The sequence below is a fragment of the Ectothiorhodospira shaposhnikovii genome (genome assembly GCF_047222355.1).
In the GTDB taxonomy this organism is placed as follows: domain Bacteria; phylum Pseudomonadota; class Gammaproteobacteria; order Ectothiorhodospirales; family Ectothiorhodospiraceae; genus Ectothiorhodospira.
In genome coordinates this window covers 2,854,484-2,878,013 of record NZ_CP178333.1, presented here as the reverse complement: position 1 = coordinate 2,878,013, position 23,530 = coordinate 2,854,484, and the positions used below count along the sequence as shown (strand labels likewise).

Below are 23,530 nucleotides of genomic sequence, written 5' to 3'. Positions count from 1 at the left end.
CCATGACCCCACCGGATGACCCGACACCCTCCGTCACCACCCTGAACCTGATCACCGGCTTTCTGGGCGCCGGCAAGACCACCACGGTGCTGCACCTGCTGGGCCGGCGTCCTGCCCACGAGCGCTGGGCGGTGCTGGTGAACGAGTTCGGGGAAGTGGGCATCGATGGCGCGCTGGTCTCGTCGGCGGGTGGCGACAGCGTGGCGGTACGGGAGGTATCCGGTGGCTGCATCTGCTGTACCGGCGCCATGAGCCTGCGGGTGGCCCTCACCCGTCTGCTGCGGCAGATTCGGCCTGACCGGCTGTTGCTGGAACCCACGGGCCTTGGGCATCCCGCCGGCATCATCGACACCCTGCGGGACCCCTGGCTGGCCCGGGCGGTCACCCTGGGCAACAGCCTCTGCGTGGTCGATCCCGGCGGTTTTTCCGCGGATCGTCTGTCCCGTTCAGCCATCTACCGGGACCAGATCAGCTTGGCGGATGTGGTGATCATCAACAAGACGGACGTTGCCACCCCGCAACAGATCCAGGCCGTGGAGGATTACCTCAAGGGCCTGTACCCACCCAAGCGGGCAATCATTCATGCCCGGCGGGGCGAGGTGGACGCGGCGGTGCTGGATTTGCCGGTTGCGGGGGGGGTGTCCGGGCCGGTCCTGCTTCCGCTGGGCCGTGCCGTCCAGGCCCCGCCAGCGGACACCGCCCGGGGCTGGCACTTCGACCACGCACAGCGCTTCGACCTGTCGCGGGTGCAGGCACTGTTCGCGGCCCCGCCCTGGCGGGACCTGATCCGGGCCAAGGGAGTATTGCGCACCGGCCGGGAATGGCAGCGCTTCGACTGGGCGGAAGGACGTTTCAGCGCCGAGCCGGTGGCTTGGCGCCGTGACAGTCGGGTGGAGTGCATCGCGCCGACAGCCGCCATGGACTGGGTTGCCATCGAGGCCGGGTTCCGGGGGGCGATCAGCGCCGCTTCCCCCCACCCAGGCACGGGGGAGACTCGGCCACCCGACCTTCCCGGGCCGTCCACTCCTCCGGCGTCAGGGTATGCAGCGCCAGGGCGTGGATGCCCCCGGACAACTCCCGCGCCAGCAGACCATGGACCTGACGATGCCTTGCCAGCAGGCGCAGGCCCTCGAACCGGGGTGAGGCGACGATGATCCTGAAATGGGATTCGGAACCCGGCGGCACGTTGTGCTTGTCGCTCTCGTTCACCACTTCCAGATGAACCGGGTCCAGCCCCTCGAACAATGTCTGCTCGATGCTTGCCTGCATGCTCATGGTCATATCCTGGTGCAATAGTCGGGTATGGGGCTATGATCATCAAGGGGCGTCCGTTTGGCAAGCTTGGACGCCCCCCATCTCAAAACGCTATAGTGCACCATGGAAGTCAGGCACACGCCCAACCCGGTTGTTCGCGCAAAATGATGAAAGAAACCGCCCCCGCCGCCATTCATCTCAAGGACTACGCACCCCCCCGGTGGCGCATCCTTTCGGTGGACCTGTGCTTCGTGCTGGATCCGGAGGATACCCGGGTCAGATCCCGCCTGACCCTGGCGCGCAACGGCCACGGGGAGGCTCCCCTGTCACTCAACGGCCAGGATCTGGTGCTCCACGACATCCGCCTGGATGACCGTCCCCTGCAGCCGGGTGACTATCATCTGGAGGGCGAGACCCTGACCCTGCACGATCTGCCCGAGCGCTGTGAACTCAGCCTGGAGACGGGCATTGCCCCGGCGGCCAACACGGCGCTGGAGGGGCTGTATGTCTCCGGCGGCAACTTCTGCACCCAGTGCGAGGCGGAAGGGTTCCGTCGCATCACCTGGTTCCTGGACCGGCCCGACGTGATGGCCGTCTACACGGTGCGCATCGAGGCCGACAAGGCCCGCTATCCCGTGCTGCTCTCCAACGGCAATCTCACCGACAGCGGCGACCTGCCCGAGGGGCGTCATTTCGCCGTCTGGCACGATCCCTTCCCCAAGCCCAGCTATCTGTTTGCCCTGGTGGCGGGGGACCTGGTCTGCCGGCGGGACGGCTTCACCACCCGAACCGGACGGGAGGTGGACCTGCGCATCTACGTGCAGCGTCACAACCTGGACAAATGCGATCACGCCATGCGCTCCCTGCAGGCATCCATGCGCTGGGACGAGGACACCTTCGGCCGGGAATACGATCTGGACATCTACATGATCGTGGCGGTGGACGACTTCAACATGGGGGCCATGGAGAACAAGGGACTCAACGTCTTCAATTCCAAGTACGTGCTGGCCCGTCCGGATACCGCCACCGACGACGACTTCGTGGCCATCGAGAGCGTCATCGCCCACGAATATTTCCACAACTGGTCCGGCAACCGGGTCACCTGCCGCGACTGGTTCCAGCTCTCCCTCAAGGAAGGCCTCACCGTCTTTCGCGACCAGGAATTCACCGCTGACCAAAGCCTGCGGGCGGTCAAGCGGATCCAGGATGTCCAGCGCCTGCGCACCCTGCAGTTCCCCGAGGACGCCGGTCCCATGGCCCACCCGGTGCGGCCCCAGTCCTACATCGAGATCAACAACTTCTACACCATGACCGTGTATGAAAAGGGTGCCGAGGTGGTGCGCATGATCCAGACCCTGCTGGGTCGTGAAGGATTCCGCCGCGGGCTGGACCTCTATTTCGACCGTCACGATGGTCAGGCGGTGACCACGGACGATTTCGTCAAGGCCATGGAGGATGCCAATGCCCGGGATCTTTCCCGGTTCCGCCGCTGGTATGACCAGGCCGGAACGCCGTTGCTGGAGGCGACCGGGGAGCATGACCCGCGGACCGCCACCTACCGGCTCACGGTGCGCCAGTCCTGCCTTCCCACCAAGGGCCAGCCGGAAAAGCTGCCCCTGCACATTCCCCTGGTCATGGCCCTGCTGGATGCCCGGGGGCAGGAGATCCCCCTGCGCCTGGAGGGGGAGGACAGTGCCGTTGCCGGTGAGCGCACCCTGGAGCTGACCGCGCCCACCCATGTCTTCGTGTTCCAGGACGTGCCGGAGTTGCCGGTCCCCTCGCTGTTGCGGGGATTCTCGGCGCCGGTGAATCTGCGCTTCCCCTACACCGATGCGCAGCTGGCCTTCCTCATGGCCCATGACACGGACGACTTCAACCGTTGGGAGGCGGGCCAGCAGTTTGCCCTGAAGGTACTGCAGGGACTGATCGAGGCCGTCCAAGCGGGGCAACCCCTGACGCTGGATGCCCGTTTTGCGCAGGCTTTCGGCCAGGTGCTGGCCAACGGGGCGCTGGACGCCGCCCTGGTGGCCGAGGCCCTTACCCTGCCGGGAGAAGGCTATCTGGCGGAGCAGATGGCGGTGGTGGACGTGGATGCGATCCATCAGGCCCGACAGTTCCTGCGCCAGGCCCTGGGCGCCGCCCTGGGGGATCGGTTCCGTGCCGTCTATGAGGCCACGGCGGGGGCGCAAGGCATGGATGCGACGGCCATGGGACGCCGCCGTCTGTGCAACCTGTGCTTGGCCTATCTGTGCGCCTCCGGCGAGGCCGAGGCGGTGGCCCTGGCCCGGACCCATTATGGGTCCGCCGACAACATGACCGATGCCATGGGCGCCCTGCGGGCGTTGCTGGACTGCCCTGGGGAGGCCCGTGACCAGGCCCTGGCCCATTTCGAGGCCCGCTGGCGCGACGATCCCCTGGTGTTGGACAAGTGGTTCGGCCTGCAGGCGATGGATGCGGCCCCGGGCGCGCTGGATCGGGTGCGGGGACTGATGTCCCACCCCGGTTTCAGCATCCGCAATCCCAACCGGGTGAGGGCGGTGCTGGGGACCTTTGCCATGGCCAACCCGGTGCATTTCCACGCCCTGGATGGGTCCGGTCACGGGCTGATTACCGACAGCGTCCTGGAACTGGACGCCCTCAACCCGCAGATCGCGGCTCGGCTGGTGACCAGTCTGAGTCGCTGGCGGCGTTTTGACGAGGAGCGTCAAGGCTCAATGCGGCGCTGTCTGGAGCGGATCGTGGCCCATCCCGGACTGTCCCGGGACGTGTACGAGGTCGCCTCGCGGAGTCTGGATTGAAGCTGTTATTCGGTACTTCTATCGGGGATATTGTAAGAATCAATTTCAATAATCATTCGCATTTGTTTAGTCTCTCAATCAAGGACACATCAGATTCGGGAGACGCCGCCATGATCAAGACCGCCAGCTTCGCCGTTGTACACTTCACCGTCGCCTTTGCCGTGGTCTACGTCCTGACCGGCAGTCTCGTGATCGGTGGACTCGCCGCCTTGATCGAACCGATGATCAACACCGTGGCCTATCACTTCCATGAAAAGGTCTGGGATCGTATCCGTGCCCGCCGCGCCGCCCGCGATCAGGCCGCTGGTGTCGCCCGGGTTCCTGTCTGAGGAGTCAGATGGACAAAAAACCCCTGGAGATTCTTCGCAACACCTTCGGCTACGACCGCTTCCGTTCCCCCCAGGACGAGGTCATCCGGACCCTGTTGCAGGGCATGGACGCCCTGGTGCTGATGCCCACCGGCGGCGGCAAGTCCCTCTGCTACCAGATCCCGGCCATGGCCCTGCCCGGCACCGGCGTCGTGGTCTCTCCCCTCATCGCCCTCATGCAGGACCAGGTGGCCGCCCTGCGGCAGGCCGGGGTGCGCGCCGCCTACCTCAATTCCACTCTTGCGTCGGATGAAGCCAGGGCGGTGGAAACCCAGCTGCTGGATGGGCGGTTGGATTTGTTGTACGTCGCTCCGGAGCGTCTTCTGACCGAACGTACCCTGAACCTCCTTGACCGGGTCTGCGTCAATCTCTTTGCCATCGACGAGGCCCATTGCGTCTCCCAGTGGGGCCATGACTTTCGCCCCGAATACATCAAGCTTTCCCTGCTGGCCGAGCGCTGGCCCCGGGTGCCGCGCATCGCCCTCACCGCCACCGCCGATGCCCGTACCCGCGGGGAGATCCGTGCCCGCCTGTGTCTGGATCAGGCCCGGGCGTTCATCAGCGGCTTCGATCGCCCCAACATCCGCTATCGCATCAACCAGTCCGCCGGCAATGCCCGACGGGAGTTGCTGCGCTTCATCCGCGACACCCATCCGGACGAGGCGGGCATTGTCTATTGTCTATCCCGCAAACGGGTGGAGGAGGTGGCCGAGTGGCTCACCGGACAGGGACTCACCGCCTTGCCCTACCATGCCGGTCTGCCCGCGGAGATGCGCGAAGCCCATCAGCGGCGCTTTCTCAACGAGGAAGGCATCATCATCGTCGCCACCATCGCCTTCGGCATGGGCATCGACAAGCCCAATGTCCGTTTCGTGGCCCACCTGAACCTGCCCAAAAGCATCGAGGCCTACTATCAGGAGACCGGCCGTGCCGGGCGAGACGGGCTGGCGGCGGATGCCTGGATGAGCTACGGCCTGCAGGACGTGATCACCCTGCGGCAGATGGTGGATGCTTCCGACGCCGATGAATCCCACAAGCGGGTCGAGCCTCACAAGCTGGATGCCATGCTCGGGCTGTGCGAGACCGTCACCTGCCGTCGCCAGACCCTGTTGCCCTATTTCGGAGAACCGCTCGCCGAACCCTGCGGTAACTGTGATAACTGTCTTGAGCCGCCGCAAACCTGGGACGCGACGGTGCCGGCCCAGATGGCCCTGTCCTGTGTCCATCGTACCGGGCAGCGTTTCGGCGTGAATTATCTGGTGGACGTGCTCAGGGGCAAGGAGGACGAGCGCATCCGGGGGTTCGGCCATGATCGGCTCAGTGTTTTCGGCATCGGTCGTGATCTGACCGTGAACGAGTGGCGGGGGATTTTTCGCCAGCTCATCGCCCGCGGCCTGCTCACGGTGGATCTGGAAGGGCACGGAGGACTGCACCTGAATCCGTCCTGTCGCCCCGTGCTGCGGGGGGAGGTTCCCCTGATGCTGCGCAAGGAGACCGTCCCCACCCGGATCAGCCGGGAGCCACGCCGCTCAAGGGCGCTGCAACTGGACAGCCCCGAGGATCAGCGCCTGTTCGAGGCATTGCGCGGTTGCCGTCGCCGGCTGGCGGATGAGCAGGGCGTGCCGCCCTACATGGTATTCAATGACGCCACCCTGCAGGAAATGGCCCAGGTGCGCCCCCACAGCCTGGCGGCCATGGCGGGCATCTCCGGGGTGGGAGAGAAAAAGCTGGAGTCCTACGGGCTGGCGTTCCTGGAAGTGATCCGGGAAGCGGAAGCGTAGCGGGGCGGACTCAGCGGGCGTTGAATACCACGATGGTCTTGCCGTGGGCCGTGATCAGGCCCTTCTCCTCCAGTTCCTTGAGCACCCGGCCGGCCATTTCCCGGGAGCAGCCCACGATCTTGGCCAGTTCCTGCCGGGTGATGCGGATCTGCATCCCTTCGGGGTGGGTCATGGCATCGGGCTGCTGGGCCAGTTCCATCAGGGTGCGGGCGATGCGTCCGGTGACATCCAGAAAGGCCAGATCGATCACCTTGCGGCTGGTTTCCCGCAACCGGGCCGCCAACTGGGTGGCCAGCAGAAACATGATCTGCGGGTCCTGCATGGCCAGGTCAAGGAATTTGGGGTAGTGGATCTCGGCGGTTTCGGTGGGGGCGCGGGTCACCACGCCGGCACTGCGGGCCTGGGAGGCAAAGATGCCCATTTCACCGAAAAACTGACCGGGATTGAGATAGGCCAGCACGATTTCATGGCCGTGCTCGTCCTCTATGGTCACGCTGACCGAACCCTGGATGATATAGTACAGCGTCTCCGGTCGATCCCCCGCGTGAATGACGGTGGAGCGTGCGGGGTATTGCCGCCGATGGCAATGAGACAGCAGTTTTTCCAGCGCCGGGTCAGGCATCTGCTTTTGCCTTGGCAACATGCTCATTGTCCACCTCGTAGAGAAGGACCGGTGGGGTGCCGTCGTGGGGTGACGGATTGTAGTGTCGGGGATCATGATTATTGTTTTTACCCCGCCACAGTTTATGGTAAAGCCCCCACCTTGTCGAATCAGAGGGGCGTCAGCCTTGTTCCAAGGGAAATCATGCAGATGAAATCAAGAGTGAAATGGGTGGATCACATGACCTTCGTGGCCGAATCCGGCAGTGGTCATGCCGTGGTCATGGACGGACCGCCGGAGTTCGGTGGACGGGATCTGGGGCCGCGTCCCATGGAAATGCTGCTGATGGGCATGGGCGGGTGTTCCGCCTTCGATGTGGTGCAGATCCTGCAGAAGTCCCGCCAGGCCATCACGGACTGCGAAGTGATGCTGGAGGCCGAGCGGGCCGAGGAACACCCCAAGGTGTTCACCCGCATCCATGCCCATTACATCGTCACCGGCCGCAATCTTGCCGAAAAGCAGGTGGCCCGTGCGGTTGAATTGTCCGCGGAAAAGTACTGCTCCGCCTCGATCATGTTGGGCAGGACCGCCGAGATCACCCATGATTTCGAGATTCGGGAGCCGGAGTGATCCGTCTACCGGGAGGGAAGGGCGCGGTGATAAACTGCGCCAAGGCTGTGGGTAAGGTGACGCCGTGGGCCGGTAAATCATCGCTGGAAAGTGATAACCATCAGTTACCGGTCTGTTGATTTGTGACGCAGTTCTCACTTATGCTCCTTTTCAAGGGGCATTTGCTGATTGGGTCGGCTGTACTCAAGCCTGATTCAGAGCCAGTCCCCGCGACTGCCGGATTGCCCAGCGGACCTGGGTCCGTGAAAAGGAGGAGCACGTGAACAAGCATCGCCTGTCAGGCTGTATCGGTCTTCTCGTCGTTTCGTTGCTGATCCTGGTGCTCAGCGGTTGTGCCACCAGACATCCCCCCCTGGAAGCCGTGGATTTCGCCGGCAGTCCTGACTACATCATCGGACCGGGCGACAACGTCAACATCTTCGTCTGGCGCCAGCCCGAGTTGTCCATGTCGGTGCCGGTCCGCCCCGACGGCAAGATCACCACTCCCCTCATCGAAGATGTCCCCGCCGCCAACAAGACCCCGACCCAGCTGGCCCGGGACATGGAGGAAGTGCTCTCCGTCTATGTGCGTGACCCGGTGGTCACCGTGATCGTCACCGGTTTCCGCGGACCCTATGACCAGCAGATCCGGGTGGTGGGGCAGGCGGCCAACCCCCAGGCCATTCCCTATAACGAAAACATGACCCTGCTGGATGTCATGATCGCCGTGGGCGGCGTGACGGAGTTTGCCGCCGGCAACCGGGCCTCCATCGTGCGCAACATCAACGGCGAAGCTCGGCAGCTCGGGGTCCGCATCAATGACCTGATCAACAAGGGGGATATCGAGGCCAATGTGGCCGTGCTGCCCGGCGATATCCTCATCATTCCCGAGTCCTGGTTCTAAGATAGACTTACCCCCGCACGTCGGTAATACGGACGCCGGTTCGGCGTCCCGCGGTATGTGAAGGCGAGGAGACCGCCATGCAGGAAATCATCTCTCAGATCCTGGGCTACTTGCGCGACATCTGGCGCTATCGCTGGGTGGTCCTGGTGGTTGCCTGGGGGGTGAGCATGGCCGGTTGGCTCTATGTCTCCCAGCTGCCGGATCAGTACCGCGCTTCCGCTCAGGTACACGTGGATACGGAATCCATGCTCCGTCCCCTGCTCCGGGGCCTGGCGGTGGACACCAACGTCTCCCAGCGGGTGGCCTTCATGACCCGCACCATGCTGACCGGCCCCAACCTGGAAGAGGTGGCTCGGGCCACGGATCTGCACCTTCAGGCCCACACCGATGCGGACATGCAGCGGATCGTCGGTCAGCTGCGCAGTGGTATCAGTATTTCCGCGGGCCGCCAGGACAACGTCTACACCATCGCCTACACCCACGGCAATCCGCGGCATGCCTATGACGTGGTCCAGGCCCTGCTGAACCGTTTCGTGGAAGGTGCGCTGGGGGATACCCGGACGGATACCGACGTGGCACGGCGCTTCCTGGATCAGCAGATCCGGGAGCTTGAGCAGCGCTTGGCTGCCGCGGAGCGGCGTCTGGCGGACTTTCGTCGTGACAACGTCGGTCTGCTACCGGGGGATCGAGGAAACTACTACTCCCGCCTCCAGCAGGCCCAAAGCCTGCTGGAGGAAACCCAGCTGCGTCTGAGAGAGGCGGAAAATCGCCGCGAGGAAATTCGGCGACAATTGATCGGTGAAGAACCCACGTTCGGCATCATGGGTGGCACCCGGACCACTCAGGCGACGGCGGCCATTGATGCCCGTATTCAGAACCTTCAGGCCCGCCTGGACGAACTGTTGCTGACCTTCACGGAACGGCATCCGGACATTCAGAGCATCCGCCGCACCATTGAGGATCTGCAGGTCCAGAGGGAGGAGGAGATCCGTCTGGCCCGCCAGAGCGGTCCCAGCATGGAGCAACTGGATACCAACCCGGTGTATCAGCAGATGCGCATGACCCTGTCCAACGCGGACGTGGAAATCGCCAGCCTGCGGGTCCGCTTGCAGCAGCACCAGAGTCAGGTGGCGGAACTGCAGCGTCTGGTGGACATCATCCCCGACATCGAGGCGGAGATGTCGCGGCTGGATCGGGACTACAACGTCAACCGTGAACAGTACGAGCAGCTCCTGCGTCGCCGGGAGTCGGCCGCCCTGAGCCGTAGCGTCGAGGAGCGTGGCGAGCAGGTCCAGTTCCGGGTCATCGAGCCGGCTCGGGTCCCCTCGTCCCCATCCGCCCCCAATCGCCCCGCCATGTTCTCCATGGCCCTGCTGGCGGGGCTGGGCATCGGCGGCGGCCTGGCCTTCCTGATCGGTCAGTTGCGACCGGTCTTCGACAATCGCCGCTCCCTCAACAAGGTCACCGGCTTCCCGGTGCTGGGCACGGTGAGCCTGCTCACCAGTTCGAAGCGACGCCTGCGGGAGCGGATCGAACTGATATCCTTCGCCGGCGTGGGAGGGCTGTTGCTGGCGGCATACTTTGCCGTGGTGGCTGCCGGCGGCATTCACCTGTCCATCGTTGAGAGGCTGCTGGGATGAGCGACAAACAGACCGACTTGAGCCTCATCGAGAAGGCGGTGCGCCGGCTGGAAGCCGGACCCGAGACCCGTGACCCGCCTCGCGCCGAACCCGAAGCGCGGGCACCAGCCATAACCACCGCGGTCAGCCGCAAGACGGCGGATGATCAACGGGAAGCCGCGCCTGTTTCGGCTCCCATGCCGCCCTTCGACACCCTGCCCGATATTCCGCTGCCACCGCCGGACGTGGATCCGGCCTCGGATCGGTACGTGGCGCTGAATCTGGCCCATCTGCGGGAACAGGGCTTCATCACCGCCAACTCCGAACGCAATCATGTTTCGGAGGAATTCCGCATGATCAAGCGCCCGTTGCTGGCCAATGCCTTCGGCCGCGGCGCCGAACTGGTCGATCAGGGCAACCTCATTATGGTAACCAGCGCCAAGTCGGGGGAAGGCAAGACCTTCACCGCCATCAACCTGGCCATGAGCATCGCCATGGAAATGGACAAGACGGTGCTGCTGGTGGATGCCGACGTCGGGCGCGCCCGCGTCCATCATGTCCTCGGCACGCCCCAGGGGCCCGGGTTGATCGACCTGCTGCTGGACAAGGATCTGGACGTGGGGGATGTGATCATCAAGACCAATGTCCCCAAGCTGCGGGTCATCCCCATGGGACGCTACCATCCCCATTCCAACGAACTGCTGGCCAGTGAAGACATGCTTCGGCTCACCCGGGAACTGGCGGAGCGCTACCCGGATCGGGTGGTGATCTTCGATTCCCCGCCCTTGCTGCTGACCAGCGAGTCGGTGGTGGTGGCCGGTCTGGTGGGGCAGATCGTGTTCGTGGTCGAGTCCAGCCGCACCCTGCAAGGTACGGTGAAGGATGCCCTGGCCATGCTGGATACCTCCAAGCCCATCGGGCTGGTGCTGAACAAGGTCCGCCGCACCCTGGGCAACTACGGGTATGGATATGGCTACGGCTACGGTTACCACGGCAAGTCCGGCACCGCCAAGGAAACGCCGGCATGAGAATCAAGCCCTTCGGCACCCTGTTAGGCTCCCTGGTGCTGGTGCATGTCGGCGCCGCTGCCCAGGCCGGTAGCTGGGACTTCACGCCCCGTGTCTCCGTGTCCCAGACCTATACGGACAACGTGAATCTGGTCCCCCGGAGCGAAGACAAGGAAAGTGATTCGGTCTCCCAACTCAATACCGGTTTTTCACTACAACGATCCGGCGGGCGCACCGATCTTTCCCTGGGCTACAACCTGCAGAGCCTGGCCTATTGGGAGGATGACGGTCGCAATACCGTCTATCATCAGTTCGCGGGTACCAGCACCACCACCCTGATCCGTGAAACCCTGTTCCTCGATGCATCGGCCAGTTACGGGCAGCAGTTGAGGGATTCCAGGGACGGTTTTGCCGGTGACAACATCTCCACCACTGATCGTTCCGACGTGGCCCGCTATTCCGTGTCCCCCTACTGGCGCCAGGGCTTCGGCAGTTTTGCCACGGGGGAACTGCGTTACGCCTGGGACAAGGTGGACTACCAGTCCGGAGGGATCACCAGCAACAACAGCGAGAACCAGCGGATTCAGGCCACCCTGAACAGCGGTCCCCGGTTCACCACGGTGGGCTGGACGTTGTCTTATTCCTGGGACGAGTCCACCTATGACGATGGCACCGATGTGACCCTGGAATCCCTGGAGGCATTGGTACGCCTGAATCTGAGCCCCCAGTTCAGCGTCTATGCGGCGGGTGGGGATGAGCGCAACCGGTACAATCGGGCCGCCGAAGCGGCGGACCCGGATGACACCTTCTGGCGCGCCGGATTCACCTGGTTGCCCGGCCCCCGCACCAGCCTGGATGCCTTCTACGGTGAACGTTTCTTCGATGATACCTACGGTCTGACCTTCAGCCATCGTTTCCGGCACGCGACCTGGCAGGTGAACTACTCCGAGTCCATCACGTCCCTGGCTCGAGCAAATGCTGCCAATGGTGGGGGTAATCTGCCTGATGACACGGATACCTACATCTCCAAGCGTCTCACCATCTCGGCGTCGGGACAGCGTTCCAAGCTTTCCTGGGGGGGGGCGGCCTCTCGTGAAGAGCGTCTCTATCAGACGGAGGGCCGTGGTGACGAGGACATCAGCAGCGTCAGCGCCAACCTGGGCTGGCGGGTCGCCCCGCGTACCCAGGCCACCCTGTCATCCCAGTGGCAGCGCTCCGATTACGACCGGGACAGCCGCAAGGACGACCTGTGGAACGTGGGCCTCGGCCTGAGCCGGACTCTGGGTGCCAACACCTCCGCCGCCATTGAATACCGCTACCAGGAGCGTGACTCCAATCAGGACGATTTCGATTACCAGGAGAACCGCGTCACCGCCACCCTGAGCAGGACCTTCTAGGGCCGCCCATGTACGAAGCCTATTTCAAACTGGATCGCAAGCCCTTCCAGCTCAGCCCCGACCCCCGGTGCTTTTTCGGTAGCCGCATCCACAAGCGGGCCCTGGCCTATCTGCAGTACGGCCTGAGTCAGGGAGAGGGCTTCATCGCCATCACCGGCGATGTGGGGACGGGCAAGACCACCCTGGTGCGCATGCTGTTCAACGACATCTCCGAGCGGGACTATTTTGCCGCCCAGATCGTCACCACCCAGCTCCACGCCGACGACCTGCTGCGCATGGTGGCCATGGCCTTCGGCATGCAGGTGGGCAGCGACAGCAAGGCCAACCTGCTCACCCGCATCGAGCGTTTTCTGGTGGACAAGTCCCGGGAAGGCAAGCGGGTTCTGCTGGTGATCGACGAGGCCCAGAACCTGCCGCCCCATGCCCTGGAGGAGTTGCGCATGCTGTCCAACTTCCAGCTTGCCGGTCGGCCGCTGTTGCAGAGCTTCCTGTTGGGACAGAATCAGTTCCGGCGCACCCTGCAGATGGCGGAGCTGGAACAGTTTCGCCAGCGTTTCATCGCCGCCTGCCACCTCACGCCGTTGTCACGGGAAGAGACCGAGGAATACATCCGTTACCGGCTGGAACATGCGGGCTGGAAGAACGACCCGGCTTTCGAGACCGAGGCCTTTGCCGAGATCTACCGGCAGACCCAGGGCATTCCCCGTCGCATCAACAGCCTGGCGGATCGGTTGCTGCTGTATGCCTTTCTGGAGGAACGTCACGGGATCGATGCCGAAGTGGTCCAGGCCGTGGCCCGGGAACTGGGCGAAGAGATCAGCGCCATCCCGGAGGAGGTGGGTGTCGGTCCGGTGGAAGACGGCATGAACCGGGGCATCTATGACGGTCAGGGCCTGCCCGCCCATTACTCCTGGGGCAACATCGAGTTACGGGTGTCCGCCCTGGAGAGCCGGATTCAGTCCCTGGAGAAGTCCTTTTACCGGGAGGTTTCCCTGCTGCGGCGGGCGGTGAAACATTTGATGAAGGAGTGATCTTCTTGCAGATAATCAGGGGAGGCAGTACCTCATGAACACAGCCAGACCCAGCCCCATCCAAGGCATCCGCAACGCGATGACCGTGGACGTGGAAGACTATTTCCACGTCTCCGCCTTTGAAAACCACATCTGTCGCGGCACCTGGGACGAACTCCCCTGCCGGGTGGAACGCAATGTGGACCGCATCCTCCAGCTCTTTGCGGACCACGACACCAAGGCCACCTTCTTCTACCTGGGCTGGGTGGCAAAACGCTATCCCGAACTGGTCCGGCGCACCCAGGCCGAAGGCCACGAGATTGCCAGCCACGGCTGGTCCCATATCCGGGCCACGGAGCAGACCCCCGAGGCCTTCCGCCAGGACGTGACCCGAACCCGGGCCTTGCTGGAAGACACCGTGGGTGCCCCGGTACTGGGCTACCGGGCCGCCAGCTACTCCATCGGCCGCGACAATCTCTGGGCCCTGGATACCCTGAGGGAAACCGGCCACCGCTACAGTTCCAGCATCTATCCGGTCCACCACGATCTCTACGGCATGCCCGAGGCACCCCGCTTCTCCTTCCGGCCGGGGCAGGGCGATCTGGTGGAAATCCCCGTCACCACCGTGGAAGTGCTGGGAAAAAAGCTTCCCTGCGGCGGCGGCGGTTATTTCCGCCTGCTGCCCTATGAAATCTCCCGCTGGGCCATTCGCCAGGTCAACCAGCGGGACCGGCAGGCCGCCGTGTTCTATTTCCACCCCTGGGAGATCGACCCCGATCAGCCTCGTCAGACCGGGCTCGGGCTCAAGACCCGGGTGCGTCATTACCTGAATCTGTCCCGCACCGAAGGCCGACTCAAACGGCTGTTGTCGGATTTTCAATGGGGACGCATGGACCGGATCTTTCTTGAACAGGCAGTGAATCCCGCATGAATGCAGTCATGGATACCAAGGGCAGTGACGCCCGCACAGCACCGACCATCCGTCATCTTGAGGATGGCGACGAGGCCCGCTGGGATGCCTATGTCATGGCATGCCCGGAAGCCACCTTCTTTCACCGCGGCGGCTGGCGCCGGGTACTGCGGGAGGCCTTCGGACATCCCGCGCACTTTTTGTACGCGGAACAGGACGGCCGGATACGGGGTATCCTGCCCCTGGGCCATGTGAAGACCCTGCTGTTCGGCAATGCCCTCGTCTCCATGCCCTTTTGTGTCTACGGCGGCGTGGCCGCCGACGACGAAGCCACGGCCCAGGCCCTGATCGACGCGGCCCGGGATCTGGCGGAGGCACTTCGGGTGGATTATCTGGAACTGCGTCACCTGCGTCGTCATTGCCCCCAGTGGCCCTGCAAGGATGATCTCTACGTCACCTTTCGCAAGCCCATCGAGCCGGAGGAAGAAGCCAACCTGCTGGCGATCCCCCGCAAGCAGCGGGCCATGGTGCGCAAGGGCATCAAGCACGGGCTTGCATCCCGGTTCGAGGATGAGGTCGCCACCTTCTTCGGCATCTATGCCGACAGCGTGCGTCGCCTGGGCACCCCCGTGTTCTCCCGCCGCTATTTCCAGTGCCTGCTGGACACCTTCGGCCAGGATGCCCGGATTCTCACCGTCACCCACCGGGACCAGCCGGTGAGCAGCGTGCTCAGCTTCTGCTTCCGCGACGAGGTGCTGCCCTATTACGGCGGTGGCATGCCCACGGCCCGGGAACTGGCCGGATTCGATTTCCTCTACTGGGAGGTCATGCGCCACGCCTGCGCCGCGGGCTACCGGTGCTTCGACTACGGTCGCAGCAAGCGGGGCACCGGCTCCTTCAGCTTCAAGAAGAACTGGGGCTTCCAGCCCCAGCCGCTCTACTACGAGTACCATCTGGTGAAGGCGGATGCCATCCCCGAGATCAACCCCCTGAACCCCAAGTACCGTCTCTTCATCGAGGCCTGGAAGCGTCTGCCCACCCCGGTGGCCAACCTGATCGGTCCCCGTCTCTCCCGGGGTCTGGGATGAACGACACCACACGCCCGGCGCTACTCTACCTGGTCCACCGGATCCCGTATCCGCCCAACAAGGGGGACAAGATCCGGTCATTCAACCTGCTCAAGCACCTGGCGGAGCGCTACCGCATTCACCTGGGGGCGTTCGTGGACGACCCCCACGACTGGCGTTACCGGGAAGACGTGGCTCGCCTGTGCGAGAGCACCTGCCTGTTGCCGTTGCGACCGCCGTTGGCCAAGCTGGCGAGTCTGCGGGGCTTCATGGACGGCCGCCCCCTGTCGGAGCCTTACTACGACAGCAGATCCATGCGGCAATGGGTGCGCCGGATACTGGACCAGGGCGTGGAACGGGTCCTGATTTTCTCGTCCGCCATGGCCCAGTACCTGCGACCGGAAGACCATGCCGGTCGCAGGGTCGTGGTGGATTTCGTCGATGTGGACTCGGACAAGTGGCGCCAGTACGCCGCTTCCCATCGCTTTCCCATGAACCGGATCTATGCCCGGGAATCCCGTCGTCTGCTGGCCTTCGAGCGCCGTGTCGCGTCCCTGACGGACGCGGGTGCCTTCGTCAGTGAGCAGGAGGCGGCCCTGTTCCGGACGCTGGCGCCGGAGTCGGCCGGTCGCATCCATGCCATCGACAACGGCGTGGACGTGGATTATTTCAGCCCGGAACGAGAGTATCCCCGCCCGTACGGGGTGGGTGAGCAGCATCTGGTCTTCACCGGCGCCATGGACTACTGGGCCAACGTGGATGCGGTGTGCTGGTTTGCCCGGGAGGTCTTCCCCCTGGTGCGACTGGATCACCCCGATGCCCGTTTCACCATTGTCGGCGCCCGGCCGGCCAGGGAAGTGAAACAACTGGAGCAGATCGACGGCGTCCAGGTCACGGGCGCGGTGAAGGATGTGCGCCCCTATCTGACCCATGCCGAGGCGGCGGTGGCGCCGCTGCGGATCGCCCGGGGGATCCAGAACAAGGTGCTGGAGGCCATGGCCATGGGCAAGCCGGTGCTGGTGACCCCCCAGGCCCTGGATGGACTGCGTGCCTGCGAGGGTCTGGAATGGCCGGTGAGCGAAGACCCGGTCACCCTGGCCCGGCTGGCCTGCGATGTCCTGTCCGGTAACCTGTCTCCGGGTTTGGGGCGGTTGGGGCGGGCCTGTGTCTGTGAACATTACAGCTGGGCCGAGCACATGGAGCGGTTCGTGACATTGTTGGAGTCCCCATGAACACCCGTCTCTCAACATCGGCTGAACATCCATCAGCAGACCCGGCAGCCCCCCGGATTCCGGGCCTGTCATGGCCCCTGGCCCTGGGACTCCTGGTCGCGGGCATGGGAGCCATGGTGCTCCTCTACTGGCCCAGTGTGCAGAAGCTGGTGCATATCTGGACCACTTCCGACACCTACGCCCACGGCATGGTCATCTTGCCCATCAGCCTGTTTCTGGCCTGGCGCATGCGCCGCCGACTGGCCGAACTCACCCCCCAGCCCAGCTACCTGGGCATCCTGCTGCTCGCCGCCCTCGGTTTCGGCTGGATTCTGGCCCGGGCCGCCGATGTCACCGTAGTCCAGACCTTCGTGGTAGTGGCCATGGTGCCCGCCCTGGTCATCACCATTCTGGGGCTTGGCATCTCCAGGGCGCTGACTTTCCCCCTGGCCTATGTCTTCTTCGCTTGGCCGGTGGGGAGCTTCCTGGTCCCCATCCTGCAGGACTATACCGCCTGGTTCACCGTGCTCATGCTGCGTCTGACGGGGCTGCCGGTATTTGCCGAGGGCTACTACATCAGCATTCCCGCCGGGGATTTCGTGGTGGCCGAGGTCTGCAGCGGCATCCGCTATCTGATCGCCTCGGTGGCCCTGGGGCTGGTGTACGCCTATCTGGTTTACCGCAGCCTCTGGCGGCGACTGGTGTTCACGGCCTTTGCCATCATCGCGCCCATCGTGGCCAACGGCCTGCGGGCCTACGGCATCATCATGATCGCCCACTGGACCGACATGGAACACGCCGTCGGGGTGGACCACCTGGTCTACGGCTGGTTGTTCTTCGGCGTGGTGATGTTCCTGCTGTTCTGGGTGGGCAGCCTGTTCCGGGAAGACGACCATCCGGAAGAGGAGAGCCGGCAACAGCTGACCACACGGGCCGGGAACCCGTCCCCCTCCGTGGTCTTCCCGGTGGTCATGCCCCTCGTCCTGGCCGCCGTGGTTCTGTCCATGGCCCCCCTGACCGAGATGGGCCTCAACCAGCGCATGGCCGCCCTGGCCGGTGACCGTTATCCGGTGGCCCCCCAGGTCACGGGCTGGACCTTACCCCAGCGGGACGAATCACCGGTCTGGCAGCCCCGGTTTGCCGAGCCGGATTACCAGTCCCAGCATGCCTACCGGTCTGAAAACGGACGTGAGCTGGCGTTGCACCTGTCTCATTACCGTCATGACCAGGCCGGTACGGATCTCATCACCTACGGCAACCTGATCTACGATGAAGTCCGTTGGCGCCGGATTTCCGAGTCCGGGCGCGGCGTGATCCTTGCCGGCGGCGAGCCCCACATGGTCCGCGAAACGGTCATGCGCGGTCCCGGAGATCGCGGCCGCATCGTCTGGCACTGGTACCAGGTGGCGGATCGTGCCACCGCCCGACCCATCGAGGTCAAGCTCCTGGAGGCCTGGGCCCGGCTCAGTGGCCATCGGGACGGCTCGCTGCTGGTGGCCGTGACCACGGAGTTCCCGATCACCGCCGATGAGGGGCGGGCCGTCCTGCAGGATTTCCTGACCCGCATGCCCGGGCTGATCCAGGTGGAATACCGGCCGGAGTCAGGCTCATGACCAACGGCCCGCGGGGTACACCACCGCTGGTGGCCCACATCATTCATCGTCTGGACGTGGGCGGCATGGAGAACGGTCTGGTCAACCTGATCAACCACATGCCGGCGGACCGCTACCGCCATGCCATCGTGTGCATGACGGACTACACCGATTTCAGTCGCCGCATTCGCCGCGACGACGTGACGCTGCATGCTCTGCACAAGCAGGAGGGCAAGGACCTCAAGGTCCACGGCCGGCTCTGGCGGCTGCTGCGCCGACTGCGGCCGGACATTGTCCATACCCGCAACATGGCCACCCTGGAGACCCAGGCCATTGCCGCCCTGGCGGGGGTGAGGCGGCGTGTCCATGGCGAGCATGGCTGGGACATCGGTGATCTGGACGGCTCCCGGGCCAAAACCCGGCACCTGCGCCGTGTGTTCCGGCCCCTGGTGGGCCAGTACATTGCCTTGTCCCGGCACCAGCTGGATTACCTGTCACGGCAGATCAGCGTGGCCCCGGCCCGCCTGAACCATATCTGCAACGGGGTGGATGTTGTCCGTTTTTCACCCCGGGACAAGGCCCAGGTCCGCTCCATCCTGCCGGAGGGATTCGCGCCCCCGGAGGCTGTTGTCATCGGCGCTGTCATGCGGATGCAGGCGGTCAAGGCCCCGGATATCCTGGTGGAGGCCGTGCTTGCCCTGCTGAGGCGGGATGAAGGGCTGAAGCGCAGGCTGCGTCTGGTGATGATCGGAGACGGCCCCCTGTGGGAGGGGCTGCAGGCCCGTCTGCGGGAAGCCGGTGTCGCCGACCTGGCCTGGCTGCCCGGCAACCGTGACGACATTCCCGACCTGATGGCGGCGATGGACCTGTGCGTGGTGCCTTCCCTGGCGGAAGGCATTTGCAACACCGTATTGGAGGCCATGGCCACCGGTCTGCCGGTGATCGGCACCGCGGTGGGGGGCAATCCCGACCTGATCGAGCCGGGCCGGACCGGCACCCTGATCCCCGCCGGTGATCCCGAGGCCCTGGCCGACGCCCTGAGTGGCTATCTGGACGACATGGCCCTGGCCCGGACCCACGGCGGCACCGCCCGGGAGCGGGCGCAGCAGCGCTACAGCCTGGAAGCCATGGTGCAGGGCTACCTGAACGTCTATGACAGACTCTCCAAGAGATAAAAAACATGTGCGGCATCACAGGGATCTTCGACATCCAGGGCCAGGCCCCCATCGACCGGGGACTGCTGGAACGCATGAACCAGATCCAGTTCCACCGTGGCCCCGATGAAGGCGGCGTCCACCTGGAACCCGGGGTCGGGCTGGCCCACCGCCGCCTGTCCATCATCGATCTCTCCAGCGGCCAGCAGCCCCTGTTCAACGAAGACCACACCGTGGCCGTCACCTACAACGGCGAGATCTACAACTTCCCGGCACTGACCGACACCCTCAAGGCCGCCGGACATACCTTCCGCACCCATTGCGACACCGAAGTCATCGTCCATGCCTGGGAAGAATGGGGCGAAGACTGCGTGCGTCACTTTCGCGGCATGTTCGCCTTCGCCGTCTGGGACCGCAACCGCCAAAGCCTGTTCCTGGCCCGGGACCGCCTGGGCATCAAGCCCGTCTACTATGCCTATCTGCCCAATGGCCAGTGCATCTTCGCCTCCGAACTCAAGGCTCTGATGGCCCACCCGGATCTGCCCCGGTCGCTGGACCCCCGGGCGGTGGACGAATATTTCGCCTACGGCTACGTGCCCGAGCCGCGCACCATCTACCAGGGCGTACACAAGCTGCCCCCCGGCCACACCCTGCTGCTGCAGCGGGGCCGCGCACCGGGGGAGCCACGGGAATACTGGGACGTACCCTTCCAGCCCCATGCCCCCATGGACGAGGCCCAGGCCATGGAGGCACTGGTGGAGCGCCTGCGCGAAGCGGTACGCATCCGTCTGGTGGCCGAGGTGCCCCTGGGGGCCTTCCTGTCCGGCGGCGTGGACTCCAGCGCCGTGGTGGCCATGATGGCGGGCCTGATGGACGACCCGGTCAAGACCTGCTCCATCGGCTTCAGCGATCCCCGCTACGACGAGTCCGCCCATGCCGCCCAGGTGGCCGAGCGCTACCATACCAGCCACCGGCAGCGGCAGGTGGACCCGGATGACTTCAGCCTGCTGGACCGATTGGCGGATCTCTACGACGAACCCTTTGCCGACAGCTCGGCCCTGCCCACCTACCGGGTCTGCGAACTGGCCCGGCAGGACGTCACCGTGGCCCTGTCGGGGGATGGCGGGGATGAGACCCTGGCCGGATACCGGCGTTACCGATTCCATCTACAGGAGGAACGGGTGCGCAACCATCTGCCCCTGGGGTTGCGGCGTCCCCTGTTCGGCACCCTGGGACGGATATATCCCAAGCTGGACCGGGCTCCCCGGATGTTCCGCGCCCGCGCCACCTTCCAGGCCCTGGCCAGGGACGCGGTGGAAGGGTATTTCAACAATATCGCGGTCATCCGCGACGAGCAGCGCCTGAACCTCTACAGCCCCGCCTTTCGGCGGCAGCTGGAGGGACACATGGCGGTAGACGTGCTGCGCCGCCACGCCGCCCGTGCGCCGGTGGAAGACCCCTTGTCCCTGGTCCAGTATCTGGACATGAAGACCTATCTGCCCGGCGACATCCTCACCAAGGTGGACCGGGCCAGCATGGCCCATGCCCTGGAGGTTCGGGTACCGATCCTGGATCATCCCCTAGTGGAATGGATCTCGGGTCTGCCGCCGTCGCTCAAGCTCCGGGGTGGGGAAGGGAAGTACCTGCTGAAGAAGGCCATGGAGCCACACCTGCCCAACGACATCCTGTACCGGCGCAAGCAGGGCTTTGCCGTGCCCCTGGACCAGTGGTTCCGCGGCCCCCTGAAACAGCGTCTGCAAGATACCATCCTCGGTGAGCGGCTACAGGATGCCGGTCTTTTCGAGATGAACACCCTCCGGCATCTGGTGGATGCCCATGTGAGCGGGCGCCGGGATTACAGCGCCCCCCTGTGGTCCCTGTTCATGTTCGAGGCGTTTTTGCGGCGCAACGAAGGGTGAGCGTCACTCCCGCGAAAGCGGGAGTCCAGGTTTCAAGCCGAGATACGATCGTCGATCAGTTCCCGCAGCATCTGCGCGCCGTTGCGGATCATCTCCTCCGTGGTCGCCCAGTCCACGCAGGCATCGGTGATGGAACAGCCGTAGCGCAGCTTGGAACGATCCGCCGTCAGCGGCTGATTGCCCGCCTCCAGGAAACTCTCGACCATCAGCCCCACGATGGAACGGTTCCCCTCCCGGATCTGGTGCATCACATCCTTCATCACCAGCGGCTGCAGTTCCGGGTTCTTGGAGGAATTGGCGTGGGAGCAGTCCACCACGATGTTCCGGGGGATGCCGGCCTTGTCCAGGGCCTGCTCCGCCAGGGCCACGGAGACGGTGTCATAGTTGGGCTGCCCGTTACCGCCGCGCAGCACCAGATGGCCGTAACGGTTGCCCCGGGTGCGCAGGATCACCGACTGCCCGTCATTGCCAATGCCCAGGAAACTGTGGGGGCTGCCGGCCGACAGAATGGCGTTGATCGCCACGCTCAGGTCGCCGTCGGTGCCGTTCTTGAAGCCCACGGGAGTGGACAGGCCCGAGGACATCTCCCGATGGGTCTGGGATTCCGCCGTGCGGGCGCCGATGGCCGTCCAGGCGATCAGATCGCCGTAGTACTGGGGCGCGATGGGGTCCAGGGCCTCGGTGGCCGCCGGCAGCCCCAGCTCATTGATGTCCATCAGAAATCGCCGGGCCTTGGCCATGCCCTCGTCGATGCGGAAGGTATCGTCCAGATGGGGGTCGTTGATGAACCCCTTCCAGCCCACCGAGGTGCGGGGCTTTTCGAAATAGACCCGCATCACCAGCAGCATGACATCCGATACCTCGTCCGCCAGCGTCTTCAGGCGTCGGGCATAGTCCATGCCGGCCTCGGGGTCGTGGATGGAGCAGGGACCCACCACCACGAACAGGCGCGGATCCCGATGGTCCAGGATGTCGCACAGGGCCTTGCGCCCGGCGAGGACACTGCGGGCCGCGGCATCGGACAGGGGGAACTGTGCCTTGATCTCCCGGGGGGAGGGCATGTAGTCCATGGCGGCGATGTTGAGGTTTTCGGTCTGAGCTGTGGTCATGCGGGTGATCCGGCGTAAAAGGGTGACAATCTTGACAGTCTAACGCGAAAATGCATTGCATTGTGCAATGCGGTTCCAAGCCTCAAACTATCAGCCCGCCCAGAATTTTTCCCAAGACTTCATGCCCCGCCCAAAATTCGAAGAACAATGGCGTCAACGCTTCATTCAGCGCGGTAAGGTCTGTCAGGATGACGCCGACATCGCCGGCTGGACGCGGTCCGGCCTGGAGGCCCGGTTGAGAAACTTTCAGCGCCTCTGGCCGGGGGATGCGCCGGGCGCCCTGTGGCTGGACGTGGGTTGCGGGGCCGGCAGTTATACCCGTTATCTGGCCGGGCAGGGCGTCAGTCCCATCGGCATGGACTATTCCCTGCCCTCGGTACAAAAGGCCCGGGAACGCAGTCCGGCGGCGATGACCTGGGCCGTGGGGGATGTGACGCAGCTGGCGATCCGTCCCGCTTCCCTGGACGGTGTCCTGTGTTTTGGTGTGATGCAGGCCCTGTCACGGCCGGAGCAGGCAGTGCGGGAGCTGGTGCATGCCACCCGACCGGGTGGACAGGTCTGGATCGACGCTCTGAACCGTGACTGCCTGACCACCCGGATCCGGTGTCTGGTGGCCCGATTGACGGGGCGTGCGCCGGGTCTTCGGTACGACCGGGTCGGTGATCTTGCCGTCTGGCTGGAACGGGAAGGGGCCACGGAGGTGCAGGTGCACTGGATCCCCATCCTGCCGGGGCGTCTGCAGCGGTATCAGTCGTTGCTGGAAAGGCCCTGGATGCGGCGGCTGATCCGGGCCGTTCCGGGGTTGGGCAGCCTGCTCAGCCACGCCATCCTGGTGTCGGCCAAACGTTCCCCTCATCCCCAGCCCTTCTCCCCCGAGGGGAGAAGGGGGTAAGACCAGTTCCCAATCCGCAGGGGAAGGTAAGCCCCTCTCCCCTTGCGGGAGAGGGGTTGGGGTGAGGGGAGAGCCTTGCTACGACGGGCAAGGATCAGATGGCGCGTCTGCGCCGCAGGAAGCCCATTGCGCCAAGCAGGCCGGCACCGAACAGGGCCAGCATGCCGGGTTCGGGAACGGCGGTGACGAGGTTGTTCGGGGTGTTGAGGTTGTCGGGATTGCTTTCTGATGATCCGCCTAATGAATTTGCGGACGGTAACCAGGAGCTGAAAATGGGATTTATCGAACCCTCGGCCTGACCTACGACGCTCAAGGGGGCGAAGCTGAG

General features: G+C 64.4%; 20 protein-coding genes and 1 pseudogene. 17 read left to right on the top strand and 4 right to left on the bottom strand.

Features of this window, described 5'->3' with window-relative positions; genetic code table 11:
- Positions 1 to 2: 2 nt before the first annotated feature.
- Positions 3 to 893 (top strand): annotated as a pseudogene (locus tag ACLF6L_RS13220) (CobW family GTP-binding protein); the annotation flags it as partial.
- 64 nt (positions 894 to 957) lie between these two features.
- Here ACLF6L_RS13220 and ACLF6L_RS13215 read toward each other — a convergent pair.
- Positions 958 to 1,275 carry a BolA family protein gene (locus ACLF6L_RS13215; RefSeq protein WP_412851848.1) on the bottom strand — a complete coding sequence of 106 codons (318 nt, stop codon included), beginning with the start codon at positions 1,273 to 1,275 and terminating at the stop codon, positions 958 to 960.
- Positions 1,276 to 1,421: 146 nt separating this feature from the next.
- On the opposite strand from ACLF6L_RS13215, the gene pepN reads away from it, so the two are divergent.
- The 3 genes from pepN to recQ all read left to right on the top strand — a co-directional run bounded on the left by pepN (position 1,422) and on the right by recQ (position 6,201).
- Positions 1,422 to 4,052: an aminopeptidase N gene (gene pepN / locus ACLF6L_RS13210; RefSeq protein WP_238616517.1), complete on the top strand. Its 2,631-nt coding sequence runs from the start codon at positions 1,422 to 1,424 to the stop codon at positions 4,050 to 4,052.
- Positions 4,053 to 4,162: 110 nt separating this feature from the next.
- Positions 4,163 to 4,381, top strand: a complete 219-nt coding sequence (locus ACLF6L_RS13205; RefSeq protein WP_412851847.1) for a DUF2061 domain-containing protein — start codon at positions 4,163 to 4,165, stop codon at positions 4,379 to 4,381.
- A gap of 8 nt (positions 4,382 to 4,389) precedes the next feature.
- Positions 4,390 to 6,201 (top strand): DNA helicase RecQ, encoded by a 1,812-nt coding sequence (gene recQ / locus ACLF6L_RS13200; protein WP_412851846.1) that lies wholly within the window; start codon positions 4,390 to 4,392, stop codon positions 6,199 to 6,201.
- Between the two features lie 10 nt (positions 6,202 to 6,211).
- On the opposite strand, the gene crp is transcribed toward recQ, so the two are convergent.
- Positions 6,212 to 6,850, bottom strand: a complete 639-nt coding sequence (crp, locus tag ACLF6L_RS13195) for a cAMP-activated global transcriptional regulator CRP (protein WP_040405292.1) — start codon at positions 6,848 to 6,850, stop codon at positions 6,212 to 6,214.
- Between the two features lie 162 nt (positions 6,851 to 7,012).
- On the opposite strand from crp, the gene ACLF6L_RS13190 reads away from it, so the two are divergent.
- From ACLF6L_RS13190 to ACLF6L_RS13135, 12 genes are all read left to right on the top strand, one after another.
- Complete coding sequence (locus ACLF6L_RS13190; protein WP_008931859.1) at positions 7,013 to 7,432, top strand: OsmC family protein; 420 nt, start codon at positions 7,013 to 7,015, stop codon at positions 7,430 to 7,432.
- A 259-nt stretch (positions 7,433 to 7,691) separates the two neighbouring features.
- On the top strand, positions 7,692 to 8,315 hold the full coding sequence (locus tag ACLF6L_RS13185) for an XrtA/PEP-CTERM system exopolysaccharide export protein (protein WP_412851845.1): 624 nt from the start codon (positions 7,692 to 7,694) through the stop codon (positions 8,313 to 8,315).
- Between the two features lie 77 nt (positions 8,316 to 8,392).
- Complete coding sequence (locus ACLF6L_RS13180; RefSeq protein ID WP_238616210.1) at positions 8,393 to 9,955, top strand: XrtA system polysaccharide chain length determinant; 1,563 nt, start codon at positions 8,393 to 8,395, stop codon at positions 9,953 to 9,955.
- Positions 9,952 to 10,962 (top strand): XrtA-associated tyrosine autokinase, encoded by a 1,011-nt coding sequence (locus ACLF6L_RS13175; protein WP_412851844.1) that lies wholly within the window; start codon positions 9,952 to 9,954, stop codon positions 10,960 to 10,962. Before ACLF6L_RS13180 ends, ACLF6L_RS13175 begins: the two co-directional genes overlap by 4 nt.
- On the top strand, positions 10,959 to 12,338 hold the full coding sequence (locus ACLF6L_RS13170; protein ID WP_412851843.1) for a TIGR03016 family PEP-CTERM system-associated outer membrane protein: 1,380 nt from the start codon (positions 10,959 to 10,961) through the stop codon (positions 12,336 to 12,338). The genes ACLF6L_RS13175 and ACLF6L_RS13170 overlap by 4 nt, the downstream gene beginning before the upstream one ends.
- Before the next feature lie 8 nt (positions 12,339 to 12,346).
- Positions 12,347 to 13,369, top strand: coding sequence for an XrtA/PEP-CTERM system-associated ATPase (locus tag ACLF6L_RS13165; RefSeq protein WP_238616207.1), 1,023 nt, complete (start codon positions 12,347 to 12,349; stop codon positions 13,367 to 13,369).
- A 34-nt stretch (positions 13,370 to 13,403) separates the two neighbouring features.
- The gene (locus ACLF6L_RS13160; protein WP_412851842.1) at positions 13,404 to 14,279 is read left to right on the top strand and encodes an XrtA system polysaccharide deacetylase; all 876 of its coding nucleotides are present in this window, start codon (positions 13,404 to 13,406) and stop codon (positions 14,277 to 14,279) included.
- The gene (locus ACLF6L_RS13155; protein ID WP_412851841.1) at positions 14,276 to 15,346 is read left to right on the top strand and encodes a FemAB family XrtA/PEP-CTERM system-associated protein; all 1,071 of its coding nucleotides are present in this window, start codon (positions 14,276 to 14,278) and stop codon (positions 15,344 to 15,346) included. Before ACLF6L_RS13160 ends, ACLF6L_RS13155 begins: the two co-directional genes overlap by 4 nt.
- Positions 15,343 to 16,557, top strand: a complete 1,215-nt coding sequence (locus ACLF6L_RS13150; RefSeq protein ID WP_412851840.1) for a TIGR03087 family PEP-CTERM/XrtA system glycosyltransferase — start codon at positions 15,343 to 15,345, stop codon at positions 16,555 to 16,557. Before ACLF6L_RS13155 ends, ACLF6L_RS13150 begins: the two co-directional genes overlap by 4 nt.
- Positions 16,554 to 18,149 (top strand): exosortase A, encoded by a 1,596-nt coding sequence (gene xrtA / locus ACLF6L_RS13145; RefSeq protein ID WP_412851839.1) that lies wholly within the window; start codon positions 16,554 to 16,556, stop codon positions 18,147 to 18,149. Before ACLF6L_RS13150 ends, xrtA begins: the two co-directional genes overlap by 4 nt.
- A complete protein-coding gene (locus ACLF6L_RS13140) occupies positions 18,146 to 19,303 on the top strand; it encodes a TIGR03088 family PEP-CTERM/XrtA system glycosyltransferase (protein ID WP_412851838.1) in 1,158 nt (385 codons plus the stop codon). The genes xrtA and ACLF6L_RS13140 overlap by 4 nt, the downstream gene beginning before the upstream one ends.
- Before the next feature lie 5 nt (positions 19,304 to 19,308).
- Positions 19,309 to 21,201: an XrtA/PEP-CTERM system amidotransferase gene (locus tag ACLF6L_RS13135; protein ID WP_412851837.1), complete on the top strand. Its 1,893-nt coding sequence runs from the start codon at positions 19,309 to 19,311 to the stop codon at positions 21,199 to 21,201.
- Positions 21,202 to 21,233: 32 nt separating this feature from the next.
- Here the strand turns inward: ACLF6L_RS13135 and ACLF6L_RS13130 are convergent, their stop codons facing one another.
- Positions 21,234 to 22,310: a 3-deoxy-7-phosphoheptulonate synthase gene (locus tag ACLF6L_RS13130; RefSeq protein ID WP_412851836.1), complete on the bottom strand. Its 1,077-nt coding sequence runs from the start codon at positions 22,308 to 22,310 to the stop codon at positions 21,234 to 21,236.
- Between the two features lie 121 nt (positions 22,311 to 22,431).
- Here ACLF6L_RS13130 and ACLF6L_RS13125 point away from each other — a divergent pair, with 121 nt between their 5' ends.
- Positions 22,432 to 23,202, top strand: coding sequence for a class I SAM-dependent methyltransferase (locus tag ACLF6L_RS13125; protein WP_412851835.1), 771 nt, complete (start codon positions 22,432 to 22,434; stop codon positions 23,200 to 23,202).
- A gap of 94 nt (positions 23,203 to 23,296) precedes the next feature.
- Here the strand turns inward: ACLF6L_RS13125 and ACLF6L_RS13120 are convergent, their stop codons facing one another.
- Positions 23,297 to 23,515, bottom strand: a complete 219-nt coding sequence (locus tag ACLF6L_RS13120; RefSeq protein ID WP_412851834.1) for a PEP-CTERM sorting domain-containing protein — start codon at positions 23,513 to 23,515, stop codon at positions 23,297 to 23,299.
- Positions 23,516 to 23,530 lie beyond the last annotated feature (15 nt).